Origin of the sequence: Geminocystis sp. NIES-3708, assembly GCF_001548095.1 — a bacterium.
Lineage (GTDB): Bacteria > Cyanobacteriota > Cyanobacteriia > Cyanobacteriales > Cyanobacteriaceae > Geminocystis.
The window spans coordinates 129276-143218 of sequence record NZ_AP014815.1 but is presented as its reverse complement, the minus strand read 5'-3'; the positions used below and the strand labels follow the sequence as shown (position 1 = coordinate 143218).

Below are 13943 nucleotides of genomic sequence, written 5' to 3'. Positions count from 1 at the left end.
AAAACTTATTCGATTAAAGAATTAGTAAAACTTTTTATGGTAAAAATAAGTCAAGATAAAAATAATAAATTACTTCAAGATTTTGTGAGAAATATTTTACAAATTAGAAGTATCTCAACCCAAAGATTTATCAAAAAAATTGGCATTATTTCTTCTGATGTTATGAGTGATATACTCGCTTCACTTATGATTAGTGTTGATTATTTCTAACTTTGGGAGGTTCGATCACATTTGTGGAGTGTGGGAGGTTCGATCAAATTTTTGGAGTGTAGAAGGTTCGATCGAGCTTAACTTGCTATACTAAAAACATACTCGAATCTAAAAATATTTTTAAGAATGGGGAAAAAAGAAAAACTATTTGATAAACTTAAAAATAGCCCCAATAACATAAATTTTACCCATATTACTAAATAGTGAGAGTTAGAAATATTTATTTCTGATAGAATTACAAGAATTCATCATATTTTAAAAAAAATAATATTGTTTTTGTTATCGTAGTTCATTATTATCGAATAAAATTATTATATGTTTAAAAAGTAATAGAATTAATTGAAGGGGAGTGAAAATGAATTATTTAATGGTTATTTATCCTTCTGAAAAAAGAGGATTTGTAGCTGAAATATTTTACTCAAAATGATCGATGTATTGTTCAAGGAAAAATATTAGAAAAATTGTTAAAGATTTATAGTTAGAAATAGATCAGAAAAAAGTCATATATTATTTGATCAAAAAATTAGCAATTTCTAAAGTTAAAATATGAAATTTATAAATATAATTTCAACTGAATTTTTATAAGTTAGTAGGTTAGAATATCTATAACAAAAAATTTATCTTATCCTTAATTTATAGAATTTATGGTTTATTTAGATCCATGGAAAAACTTCTTAATTAGTAGTGTTAATTTTCCTATAAATTTAGGTAAAAAAGATATTACCAAAGATTTACTAAATACTGTTATATTTTAAATAATCAATAATATAAAAAATTTTTTAAAATTTAATTTCAATAATTTTATTTACGATGACAACAAAATTATTTTTTAATATATATTATCATTTGAAAGAGACAAAATAACAGACTAAAAGATTATTTTATATTATAGAAAAAGAATAATATTTTATTAGTAAATTCTATATATTTAATTTTTATACCCTATTTATTATTAACCCATTTTTCTTCAATTACAAATAACTTATGAGATTTAGATAAAAATAATGTAAAAATACTTATATTTCTATTCAAATTTTACATATGTTTTAAGACATTATCAGATCTTCTTATCGTGTTTTTAGATACTTTTTTTTGGTAAAGTTCTGTAATAAATTTAATCAAAATAAGACAGAAACTATTATAATGAAACTGATTCGTTTAATTAACTGATTTTATTATTAATTATGACCGCTAATTCTAATCCCTCTGAACAGCAAAACACGACCTTTTCAATGGATGATTTTGCTCAAGCCTTAGAACAGGAACAATATGACTATCATTTCAATAAGGGTGAGATAGTAAAAGGGAAAGTGTTTCAGCATGATTCTAGTGGTGTTTATGTTGATATTGGCGGAAAATCCCCGGGTTTTGTTCCTCTAAGTGAGGCTTCTTGGCAAAATGTAACTAATATTGCGGATATTCTACCTCTTCATGAAGAATTTGAGTTTCTCATCATAAAAGAACAAGATTCTGAAGGACAAGTAAAATTATCTCGTCGTCAGTTATTCATTGAACAAGCATGGGATAATCTCATAGAAATTCAAGAAAAAGGGAAAGTCGTGCAAATGTTGGTAACAGGTGTTAATCGTGGCGGTGTTATCGGACAAATTGATGGTTTACGAGCATTTATACCTCGCTCTCATTTGATTGAAAAAGATGATTTTGAAAAGTTAATTGATCAATCTTTACCCGCTAATGTATTGCAAATTGATAGAGGACAGAATAAAATTGTACTAACTCAAAGGGACTTAGCTCGATCTGCGGCTATGACTAATTTACAAGAAGGAGAAGTAGTACAAGGAAAAGTTGTAAAAATTCAGCCTTATGGAGTGTTTGTGGATTTTGGTGGAATTGCGGGATTATTACATATTAAACAAATTAGTGAAGGACAAATTAGTGCTTTAAGTAATGTATTTAAAATCGGAGAAGAAGTTAAAGTCGTTGTCTTAGAAATAGACGAGATTAAAAACCGCATTTCTTTATCAACTAAGGTTTTAGAAATTTATCCAGGAGAGTTTTTGGAGAAAAAAGATCTAGTAATGGAAACTGCTGAACAAAGATTAGCAGATAAAAAAGCGAAGATCAATTAGCAATTAATTAGCAATTAACAATTATTTATACCTATTCTCTGTTAAATAATTAAGAATGAGTAAGTTTAATCTAACTTTAACTAAATTATTCTGATTCTTCGATTAAGTCTAAATTTAATAAACCTTTAGGAGGATTTATTTCAATCAAGCCTTTTTCTAAGTTGATAATTGGAACAATATCTTTGACAAAAGGAATTAAAATTGTCGCCGCTTTATGTTTTTTGGTTTTAAATTTTTTACGTTTAGATATTCGACTTATTTTTTCTAAATTGTGCACAATATCTGGTTTTACTTCTGGTTGATTATGTAGGGTTACTTCTAAAATATCATTCCCCGCACTAAAAACTTCTGTTATAACACCGATATTTTCCCCTGTTTTTTGGTTATATACTTGTAAATTAATTAAATCCGTAACATGATATTCTTCTTTATCTAAGTATGGACGATCGCTTTTTTCGATTAATAAGAGACTTCCTCGCAAACTTTCGGCTTGATTGCGATCATTAATACCAGCTAACTTAATAATAAAAATATTTTTACCCGGAATTTGTTTCCCTCTGATTAATTCCACAGGTTGGGGAGACTGATGAGGTTGAATTTGTAACCATCTATTACCAGATTTTTCAAAACGTTCAGGAAAATCTGAGTCAGTTTTTACTTTTAATTCTCCTTGTAATCCTTGAGGAGCAACAATTGTACCAATTTCTATTAAATCCTGAATCTCCAATTTATTTTCGGCTCTATGAATGAAAGACTATTTTTATTGTACTGAAATTTTGCACTAACGATTTTTTTGAAATCTAAATTCCTTGCAGTCACAAACTTAAGCTGATAGCTAACCTCATCATTCATACTTTTTCATCACACCTTAAGTACACCTGAGTCCGATATGAAATTATAGGTGAAGGTGAGACAAAGAGACAAGAAGAGAATAGACTTAAATATTATTAAAATTGATTTTCTATAATTATTTATCAAATTTAATTCAGATGTTGAGTTATTTTGACAACAATCCCCCCATCTCCCAGTCACCCCCCTCCTCCCTGTCTTACCTCCATCCGTTTTATTCTGTCGAACTGAGGTGAACTCAGGTAAGTACTATTGTCAAAATCCTTCATTGTTATTTCCTTGTGACTTAAGGAGAGTTAAACGATCAGGGATACCTTGACATCCTCCCGGAATGGTAGAACGAGTATATTCTCCGCCCCAACAACAACAATAATAACGATTCTCCTCACTGAGATTTTTGATTCCACTTAAATTAGCTTTTTCAATGACTACCCCAGTACCTTCTCCTGTGTTATAGTTAGGAGCATGAATACGACTACGAGGACTAGCAGTATTATAGTTCCCATAAAATAATTTAACACCTTTAAAATCAGCTTTTTCTAAGTTAGCTTCGTATAAGATAGTACGAGATAAATTAGTCTTAATAAGATCACATTTACTCATATCCGTTCGTATCATATTCGCGTCACTTAAATCAGTCCAACGTAAATCTTGCCCTGTAAAATTACATCCTGCTAATACTACTCCTAAATTAATAACTCTTGTACCTAATTCCCGATCTTCTTCATAACCTCCTACACCATCTAAAATAGGTCGCCCTAAATGACTATCTCTTCTCAAAGGAGTTATTAAACGAGAACGAGATAAAAACCGCAGTATTTTTGCTTTTCCTGATGCGTCAACACTACTTAAAATAGCGGCTGTTCTACCTTCGGCGATCGCCCGTTCTTGAGGCCAATCTTCTAGCAAACCATCGGGTCCTAAAACTAGATCGGAAATACCTTGAAAATAAGCATCAACTGTTTGTTGTTGAGTAATACGATTTTGCTGAATAGTTAAATCTTTAGAGATTACATATTGTTGCCAAGCCACATAAACTGCCAAAACAGCAATCATAATTTGTCCTAATGCACCTACCCATTCAGCCCATGATCCAAATTCATCATACTTAAACTGATTCAACCATAAACTAATACGATGATAAATACCTAAATAATGACCTAAAATAACTGAAGCTAAAACTAAACCAACTCCACTGATTAAAGTTTGTCTTTCTTGAGGAGTTAAAAAAAATCTAATCCATTCTTGAGCATAAGGTACAATTTGAATTAAGGCAAAAATGAAGGCAAAAAGAGATCCCATTAATCCTAACCAATGACTACCAAAAAAAATACCGACAAGAGCAAAGAATAAAGAAATAATTATTTTGCCCGAATAAGATGTTTTTTCTTTTTTGATATATGTTAATTGTTTCGGAGGAATCTGTATTGAATTTAAGTCTCCTTGAGGAGAAATAGAAGAATCCAAAGGAATAAACTTATCTTGATCATTCTTGTTGTTAGATTTTATTAAATTATTAGGTTCATTAGATTTTTCTATATTTTCAGTCATATGTGGATATGCAGTTTAAGGATTAATTTTCATTGAAAATAATTTAACAATCAACAATTAAAACATATTTATACTATTGCTTATTGTTTTAACTTTAACTATTAAATCTATTTTTGTTATTTTTTTTCAGATATGATTGTTCGATTATTTTATGCAAAGGCTGTCTATTATTAATTATGTTAGTATGAAATCAGGTAAATATTTTTAGTTAAAATTAGCGTTGGTTCATTTTATTTTATAGAACGAACTTAGATTTTAACTTAGAGATTTCCATTCCTTTATAAGTTTTCAGTATAGATTTTAGAATATGAGAATCACTAAACGTGGGCTTGTTCTCGGTACAACTGCATTAGCCGTTTCTAGCGTAGCGGTTACAGGTTTTGGACTTCGTTTTTCCCAAAGTCAGGCTTTTTTCCAAGATAGTCCGAAAGAATTAGTTGATGAAGTATGGCAGGTAATTAACCGAAAATATGTAGATGCAACTTTTAACGGAGAAGATTGGCGTAAAATCAGAACAGAATATTTAGATAAGCAATATAGTGATAAAGAACAAGCCTACGAAGCTATTCGGGAAATGCTTAAAAAGCTAAATGATCCCTATACTCGCTTTATGAATCCTGAAGAATTTAAAACTATGCAAATTGATACTTCAGGAGAATTAACAGGTATTGGTATTCAAATTAGTAAAGACGAAAATACACAAAATATAGTCGTTATTGCCCCTATTGAAGATACTCCCGCATTTAAAGCAGGAATTATCTCTAAAGATATTATCCGTAAAATTGATGGTAAAAGTACCGAAGGAATGGAGCTTAATGACGCTGTTTCTATGATTCGAGGAAAACCCGGAACTTCAGTAACTGTGGTGATTGAAAGAGACGGAAAGACTTTAGATTTTACCATCACCAGAGCTAATATTGAAATTCATCCTGTAAGAGCAAGAATTGACACTAATCAAGGATTAGGAAAAGTAGAGTACATTCGTTTAGTTCAGTTTAGCGGTAATGCTTCTCAAGAAATGAAACAAGCTATTCTCGATGGAGAAAAAGATAATGTTACAGGCTATATTCTCGATTTGCGATCGAATCCAGGAGGATTATTATACTCTAGTGTAGAAATTGCCAGAATGTTTATTGATGAAGGAAGAATTGTTTCTACTGTTGACAGAGTAGGAGAAGTTGAAGCCCATCAAGCCAATGGTACAGCTTTAACAAATAAACCTATTGTTGTCTTAGTTGATGGTGGTTCGGCTAGTGCCAGTGAAATTCTTTCAGGAGCATTACAAGATCATAAACGAGCAACGATTATTGGTACACAAACTTTCGGTAAAGGCTTAGTACAATCTGTCAGAGGTTTAGGAGATGGTTCGGGCATGGCAGTGACGATCGCCAAATATTTAACTCCTGATGGCAGAGATATAAATAAACATGGTATTACTCCTGACGTGGTATATGAGATGACTGATGCTGAAAAAGAAGTATTAATTAAAGATCGAGAAAAAGTGGGTACGATAGAAGATGCACAATTCAAAAAAGCCATTGAAATTTTATCTCAACAAGTAGCGAAAAAATAATTAATAATTAACAATTAACAATTTTTAAAAATTACTGCAATTATTGGCTTTGCTTTATCTAGCCATAAAATAAGCAAAAAAATTTTCTTAAGTAATCTTCTCATCTATGGCATTTTTTGATTATTTCTAATTAGTAACCCTCATGAAAAATCATAATTCCAATAACCTTCAGGAAAAAAGAAGATAATATTAAAAAACTAACACATCCCTGTCATAATGCAAGAAAATTATAATCTTAGTTAAAAATTTCATGAGCAACATTAAAGTATTAATTTTAGATATTGATGGCACAATTTCAGGAAAATCTAATCAAGTTAGTGAGAAGGTTAAAAAAGCCATAAAAGAAGTAAAAAATAAAGGCATAAAAGTTGGTTTAGCAACAGGTAGGATGTACCGTTCAGCTTTGCGATTTCATCATGATATTGAGGCAGATTTACCCATCATTGGCTATAACGGAGCATGGATTCAAAATCCTGAAAATTCAGAAATTTTATTACATAATCCCGTTAATAAAGAAAAAGCTCAAGATTTATTTTTTTATTTAAAAGAGCAACAAAAAATCAATAATAATATCGAAATTCATTTTTATTTTGATGATCAATTATATGTTGAAAAAATAACAGAAAAAACAGATTTTTATGTAGAAAGATCAGGTATTGGTGTTAATATAGTTGATGATTTAAACTCTCTTTTACACCAAAATCCAACTAAAATTTTAGCTTCAAGTCCTGATTATAATTTAATTTCTCAAATGTTAGTTGAGTTAAAAAAACGTTACCAAGATCATGAATTATACTTAACTCAATCCAACCCTATTTATTTAGAGGCAACTCAAGCCAATGTTAATAAAGGTACTGCTGTTAAATATTTAGTGGAAAAAATATTAGGATTTACCGCCGAAGAAATCATGACTATCGGAGATAATTTTAATGATTATTCTATGTTAGGATACGCTGGTTTTAGTGTTGCGATGGGTGATGCACCGAAAGAAGTTAAAGCTATTACCTCTTTTGTCACCCGTGATGTGGAAAATGATGGAGTAGCAGAAGCGATCGCTAAGTATATCTTATAAGAATTTCTAAGTATTATCTTAAAAAAACTTAGAACTTGAATTTAGCCTTATGTGCAATCATTAAGATATTGTGAAATTTAATAATATAAAACAAGTTTAAGTAAATATGACTACAGATAATAAACCTACTGTAATAATTACGGGAGCGTCTTCAGGTGTCGGATTACAAGGGGCAAGGGCATTAGCCGAAAAAGGCTGGTTTGTAATTATGGCTTGTCGTAACCTTGAAAAAACTCATAAAGCAGCCGCAGAAGTAGGTATTTCGACTCAAAATTATCAAGCACTTCATCTTGATTTAGCATCTTTTGGTAGCGTTAAAAAATTTGTACAGGATTTTCGAGCAACAGGTAGAAAATTAGATGCGTTAGTGTGTAATGCAGCCGTTTATTATCCTTTACTAAAAGAGCCATTGCGTAATGAAGATGGTTACGAAATTAGCGTTGCCACTAACCATTTAGGGCATTTCTTACTTTGTAATTTAATGTTAGAAGACTTGCAAAATTCTGGAAATCCTGAGCCGAGATTAGTCATTTTAGGTACTGTTACCGCAAATCCGAAAGAATTAGGTGGCAAAATCCCTATTCCTGCCCCTCCAGACTTAGGGAATTTAGACGGCTTCAAACAAGGATTTAAAGCACCTATTTCCATGATTGACGGTAAAAAATTCAAGTCAGGAAAAGCATATAAAGATAGTAAATTATGCAATATGCTAACTATGAAAGAGTTACATCGTCGTTATCATCAATCTACCCGTATTGTTTTCTCAGCTTTATATCCCGGATGTGTTGCTACTACTGCACTTTTCCGTAATCACTATTCTTTATTTCAAAAAATATTTCCTCTATTTCAAAAAAATATTACTGGGGGTTATGTCACAGAAGAATTAGCTGGGGAAAGAGTTGCTATGGTTGTAGCTGATCCAGAATATAATGTTTCTGGGGTTTATTGGAGTTGGGGAAATCGTCAAAAACAAGGGCGTAAATCTTTTGTACAGGAGGTTTCAGACGAAGCTAGTGATACAGATAAAGCACGAATTCTCTGGGATTTGAGTAAACAATTAGTCGGCTTAAGCTAATTAATAATTAGGCTTTGGTTATTTTGAGTATAATTTATGTTTCTTGGAAATTACTCAACTATTAAATAGTAAATATTCCAGATTATTAAGTTTTTATTTTCATACCTTGATTCAGCAATGCCAACAATTATAGCAAGGCGTCAGATACAAAGGGTAAAAGTAAATTTTTAATAACAAATGAAATCATTAATGACAATTAACAATTAATAAATGATAATTAATATATAATTTTTATCAACATTCTGACAAGTTTAAAATAAAGACAACTGTTTTGCCTCTTGAATCGCAATTTTCTTCTCGCCAGTTAACATACTAATTAAACATTTTCCCAAATGAAAAGCCATATTAACGGGTACAGCATTACCTATTTGCTGATATTGTGATGTTAATGAACCCATAAATTCCCAATTATCGGGAAAAGTTTGTATTCTTGCATATTCTCTCACGGTTAAAGGTCTAGTTTCCGTCGGATGACATCTTTCTGTTTGAGTTTGTGCAGGACTACAGGTCAAGGTTAAACAAGGATCATTGTATGACAATCTTTTCGCAAAACCTGTTCTTCCTCCTTCCTGATAATAGCTATTTTTCATATATTGTTTTTGAATTTCTTCGGGCAAATTACGCCAATTTCCTCCTTCAGGTACTAATTGCATAATCTCTTTTTTTCGTTTATTGTATTTAACACCATCAGATTGAGGACAATTTTTTAAGGCTTCTTTTAAACTAATAATATAATTATTTTCTCTGGGAAAGATAGGTTGAATATCTAAATCTTTTCTTGTTCCCATAATAATAATTCGTTCTCTTTTTTGGGGAACATCAAAATATTGAGAATTTAATAATTTATAACTTGTTTGATAGCCTAATTCATCTAAAGTCTTTAAAATTATAGCTAAAGTTTCACCTTTTTTATGAGTAATTAAACCTCTAACATTTTCACCAATAATTATTTTTGGTTGCACTTCTTTTATACATCTAGCAAAATCAAAAAAAAGTGTACCTCTAGTATCTAAAAATCCTTTTCTTTCTCCTGCATGACTAAAGGCTTGACAAGGAAAACCACCTGTTATTATATCAACTTTATTTTTATATTTTGTAAAATCTATTTTAGTTACATCTTCATTCATAATCTGCCAATGAGGACGATTTTTGCTTAATGTTTCACAACAATTTTTATTAATTTCAACTAATAACTTTGTTTGTAAACCAGAATTTTCTAATCCTAATGCCATGCCGCCACAACCAGCGAATAACTCAATAACGTTAAAATTATATTTTTGTTGATTTATTAATATTTTATATGACCTAGACAGATTCGTTGATAACATATTAATTAAACAATTAAACGATTATTGCATTTATTATAGCAACTCCAAATATTAATAAAGTTTCTTATCTATTTCTTTGATAGTTTTTGCAAGTTTATTAACTATTAAATTATAATCTAAATTAAGCAAAGACCAAAAAGATTCACCTGCTAATGTTTCAATGTTATATTTCTCACAACTTGTTTTACTAATAGTCCAACTATTTCCCATATCTAAGGCTGCCGCAAAAATAGAAAAAGGATGAATTTTTAACTCATTAATTGAGCGACTACTTTGACTTCCTGTAAGAGTATCTTTTTTCGTTTTCAGTTGAGTATATTTTATCTTTTCTTCATGAAAAATAATTAAGTCAATACCTTTTATTTTTATATCTAATTCTTTATCAGGCAAAAAAACGTTATTTGCTATTTCTGCAATATCTTCTAATTTATGCCCCATATTTTCCGAAATAAAACGAGTATAAAGATTAGATAAATATAAATTTTCACATCCTGCAAACTCAAAAATATTTTTAAAAGTAGTCTTATTTTCTTGAATCTCTTTTCTAAATCTATCTTTTTCTTTAGATAATGTTTTCAAAACTTCTTGTTTAAATTTGACTAAAATTTTATCTATTTTTTTCTCAATTTCAATTGATATTAATGGTTTATTATAATTTTTAAAATAATCTAATAAATATTTATCTAAAATACGAGAAACTTGATAAGCATTTATCAATTCCTGATCTTGAGGTACAATATCTGGAATAACAATCTTTTCTTTTTGATTACTTATTTCTTTTAAAAGATTTTGTTTTATAGCTTGATTAATATGCAAAGTAGAACCTCATAATAAATCAAATTAATTTTATCTCGATATGTGTCTAAATTTTAATTTTTATAAATACTTTGACGATCACCCACTTTAATAATGTAAATGATCAGTGCTGATGATTTTATTTCATAAATTATCCTACGAGAGAATAAAAAATTTTTTTACCAGAAATATTATAAATAATTAATTTATCAGACTCAAACTAAAACAGTCGATTTTGCTAATAAGGCAGTGCCATAAGCGGCTTCGGTTTGAGGTGATATACTTACATTTACCTTCAATCTTTTTTCACGAATATAACCCCAAGTTTCATTTTTTGCACCGCCTCCAGCAGTATAAACTTTGGTGAGAGGGGTTGCACCTAATTCCTTTAATAATTCGTAGCCTTTCGCTTCAATATCTGCTATTCCCTCTAATAATCCTTGTAAAAATATTACATTGTCTTTAGGGCGTGGTGTTATTTTTGGTTCAAGATTTGGGTTATTAATGGGAAAGCGATCGCCTTTATTTAAAAGAGGATAATAATATAAATTAGTCGGTAAATTCGGGTTAATTTTGAGACTTAATTTTTGCAGTTCATTTTCATCAAAAAAATGTTTTAATACTGCTCCACCAGTGTTAGAAGCTCCACCAGTTAACCATAAATCACCTAGTTTATGGCTATAAATTCCGTAGCGGTTGTCATCAATTTTCGTTTTACTTAAAAGTTTTAACACCAAAGTTGAGCCAATAGAAGTCACGGCTTCCCCTGCTTGAGTTACTTCACTAGCCAAAAAAGCGGCGATACTATCTGTTGTACCAGCTTTAACAACACAATCAGGGTTAATTTGATATAATTTGCTAATTTGAGGGGTTATTCTGGCAATTTTTGCCCCTGGTACAGTTATTTGGGGTAAAATGTCAAAAAAAGGTTGATTTTTTAACCATTGGGGATAATCTAAACTAATCAAGTCATAACCTAATTTCAAAGCATTATGATAATCGCTGATGCCTAATTTCCCGTGCAAAAGAAAAGCTAACCAATCAGCTTGGTGAAGAAAATAACAAGCATTTTTAAAAATAGGTTGCTGATACCACCAATAAAGTTTAGCTAAACTAGAGGCTGCACTAATGACTAGATGATTTTCGGGAGCAAATTTAGCAATTTCACTTAGGTATTTTTTTCCTCGATTATCGCTATACCACAGAGGATCATCAATAGAGTTTCCTTTATTGTCGCATAATACTACTGTGCTAGATGTTCCATCAATGGCGATCGCCTGTAAATGTTGAGCAATATTAAGAGGGATTTGAGACAATAAATCTTGTAATGCTTGTTGCCAATGTTGAGGTTGAGAATAATTATTTTGAGAAGTCTTAATGTTGAGAATAATCTGCTTTGCCTCATCAATGATAATCCCTCTTGCACCTGATGTACCGAAATCTAATCCTAAGTAATAATTCAATGATAACCTCCTATTAATCTAATTATATTGTCTTTTGAGTAGATAACATATTGTTTGTAAGAATAACAATATTTAAGTGATAACATTTATGCAATAGTGAAAATTAATAATTACTTACGTAAAAATACGCAAATAACATGACAAGCAATACGAAGTTTTTGATAAGATGTAAATAATTTTCGATCAACCATATTATTCCATTACTATTAATGTGAAAATTTATGTATAGAAATTCCTTTTCAATCTTTAGCACTATAACATTGTCAATGCTAGGTTTTAGCTTATTTCCAGTTTTACCTTCACAGGCTTTAGTACTTACTGGTAGTGCTGTCGTAGGTGGTTATCGTTTTGGAAATAGTAATGTTATAAATCCTCAACCAACTGGTGTTAGCATTTTACAAAAATCCGATTTACTGGCTTTATCAAATAATCAAGTAGGTGCTGGAAAAGTTGAAGGAAAAAATGTATTTGCACTAACAGAAAAGCAAAATATTACTTTACAGAAAGACTTAATGATCTTTGGTAATTATTTTTTTTCAGATCCTAATTATACCCAGCCTAGTGCCATAAAAAATACTTTAACCAAGGGAATGAATGTCAGCAGTGATTTGATTTGGGTTGATCCTGTGGGACAAGGTTTTTTAAATGGTAATGGTGGAGAAAGGTTGGCGTGGGAAGGAACATTGGAATTTAAAGGAAGAATTTTAGGAATTTTACCTCGAGATATTATAGTTCCTTTAGCAAGTAGAACAAGTCAGACAAACGCAATTTTTGGTTTAGATGGTGTCAGTTATTCTATTAATCAATCTCTAGATAATGTTTTTGATGTTGTTACTTTTAATGGTAATACTTTGAATTTTAAATTAACTGCTGGAGATGGTACAGATCATTTTCGGGTAATTACTGCTGTTCATACACCTGAACCAATGACAATTTTAGGATCATTTGTCGCCTTATGCTTTGGTGGTATTTTTAAAAAATTTACAGCAAAAAAAATCTAAGTAAAATATAGTTTTCACTTAATATTTATGATCAAATTATCACCAAAGTTACTATTAAAAAATATAGTGTATCCAATAATTAAATCTACTCCCGATTTTCTGATTATTGGTGCACAAAAAGCAGGTACAAGTTCTTTATATAATTACTTAAAGTTTCATCCTAATATTTTTGGTAATTTGGGTTTTAAAGAAGTTCGTTATTTTGATCGCTCTGAACACTATAACTTAGGTTTTAGTTGGTATTTAAGTAATTTTCCTTCCAAACTTATTAAAGGAAATAAATTAACTTGTGATGCTTCTCCTAATTATTTATATTATGATTTTGTACCCGAAAGAATTAAAAATGATTTGGGAGAAAATATCAAGATGATTGCTGTATTAAGAGAGCCAGTTTCAAGGGCTTATTCTGCATGGCAAATGTTTCATAGTTTTGAAAATATTGATAATGATCATTTAAAAAGATTTTATGATAATCGTAATTTTTCTGAAGCAATTCAAGAAGAATTAAATCCTGACTTTGATTATCATAAATATCCCTTTCGTTATGATTATATTAATCGAGGAAAATATGCAGAACAAATAAAACATTATTATAATTATTTTAACAAAGAAAATTTACTCATTATTAATACAGATGATTTTCGTCAAAATTTGGCATTAGTTTTAAAAAAAGTTTGTGATTTTTTAGAGATTAATAATTTTTCTTTAGAAGACATAAAAAAACTAGAAGTGACTAAATATAATCAAGGAAAATATTATTTTCAAAAAACAGATGAAGATGAACAAATGCTACTTTTTTTAAAAGATTACTATCAAAAATATAATCAAGAATTATATAATTTATTAGGATATTCTTATGGATGGTAAATTATTATCTAGTAATCCTAAATAATTTGTCAATAATTAAAGATTAAAAAATAAATCTGTAAATGTTAC

At 29.8% G+C, this 13943-nt stretch carries 12 protein-coding genes; 7 read left to right on the top strand and 5 right to left on the bottom strand.

The genetic code is table 11. The features are described from left to right. Positions 1-36 precede the first annotated feature (36 nt). The gene (locus tag GM3708_RS00585) at positions 37-210 is read left to right on the top strand and encodes a type II toxin-antitoxin system PemK/MazF family toxin (protein WP_082713953.1); all 174 of its coding nucleotides are present in this window, start codon (positions 37-39) and stop codon (positions 208-210) included. A gap of 1184 nt (positions 211-1394) precedes the next feature. Next, the gene (locus GM3708_RS00580) at positions 1395-2300 is read left to right on the top strand and encodes a S1 RNA-binding domain-containing protein (protein WP_066343004.1); all 906 of its coding nucleotides are present in this window, start codon (positions 1395-1397) and stop codon (positions 2298-2300) included. An 85-nt stretch (positions 2301-2385) separates the two neighbouring features. Here the strand turns inward: GM3708_RS00580 and rimM are convergent, their stop codons facing one another. After that, positions 2386-3027, bottom strand: coding sequence for a ribosome maturation factor RimM (gene rimM, locus GM3708_RS00575; RefSeq protein ID WP_066343002.1), 642 nt, complete (start codon positions 3025-3027; stop codon positions 2386-2388). Positions 3028-3404: 377 nt separating this feature from the next. Then, positions 3405-4700, bottom strand: a complete 1296-nt coding sequence (locus GM3708_RS00570; RefSeq protein ID WP_066342999.1) for a pentapeptide repeat-containing protein — start codon at positions 4698-4700, stop codon at positions 3405-3407. 307 nt (positions 4701-5007) lie between these two features. On the opposite strand from GM3708_RS00570, the gene ctpC reads away from it, so the two are divergent. From ctpC to GM3708_RS00555, 3 genes are all read left to right on the top strand, one after another. After that, on the top strand, positions 5008-6273 hold the full coding sequence (ctpC, locus tag GM3708_RS00565) for a carboxyl-terminal processing protease CtpC (RefSeq protein WP_066342997.1): 1266 nt from the start codon (positions 5008-5010) through the stop codon (positions 6271-6273). Positions 6274-6523: 250 nt separating this feature from the next. Further along, entirely contained in the window at positions 6524-7345 is an 822-nt protein-coding gene (locus tag GM3708_RS00560) for a Cof-type HAD-IIB family hydrolase (RefSeq protein ID WP_066342994.1), read from the top strand. Between the two features lie 106 nt (positions 7346-7451). Next, positions 7452-8420, top strand: coding sequence for a protochlorophyllide reductase (locus GM3708_RS00555; RefSeq protein WP_066342992.1), 969 nt, complete (start codon positions 7452-7454; stop codon positions 8418-8420). Between the two features lie 251 nt (positions 8421-8671). Here GM3708_RS00555 and GM3708_RS00550 read toward each other — a convergent pair whose 3' ends face one another. From GM3708_RS00550 to GM3708_RS00540, 3 genes are all read right to left on the bottom strand, one after another. Continuing rightward, a complete protein-coding gene (locus GM3708_RS00550) occupies positions 8672-9748 on the bottom strand; it encodes a DNA cytosine methyltransferase (RefSeq protein ID WP_066342990.1) in 1077 nt (358 codons plus the stop codon). Between the two features lie 51 nt (positions 9749-9799). Continuing rightward, positions 9800-10564, bottom strand: coding sequence for a hypothetical protein (locus GM3708_RS00545; RefSeq protein WP_066342982.1), 765 nt, complete (start codon positions 10562-10564; stop codon positions 9800-9802). Between the two features lie 194 nt (positions 10565-10758). Next, positions 10759-12006 (bottom strand): FGGY-family carbohydrate kinase, encoded by a 1248-nt coding sequence (locus GM3708_RS00540; protein ID WP_066342979.1) that lies wholly within the window; start codon positions 12004-12006, stop codon positions 10759-10761. A 266-nt stretch (positions 12007-12272) separates the two neighbouring features. Between GM3708_RS00540 and GM3708_RS00535 the strand changes: the two genes are divergently transcribed. Continuing rightward, entirely contained in the window at positions 12273-13007 is a 735-nt protein-coding gene (locus tag GM3708_RS00535; RefSeq protein WP_066342972.1) for a PEP-CTERM sorting domain-containing protein, read from the top strand. A gap of 66 nt (positions 13008-13073) precedes the next feature. Next, positions 13074-13874, top strand: coding sequence for a sulfotransferase domain-containing protein (locus GM3708_RS00530; RefSeq protein WP_231933007.1), 801 nt, complete (start codon positions 13074-13076; stop codon positions 13872-13874). The last annotated feature ends 69 nt before the right edge of the window (positions 13875-13943 follow it).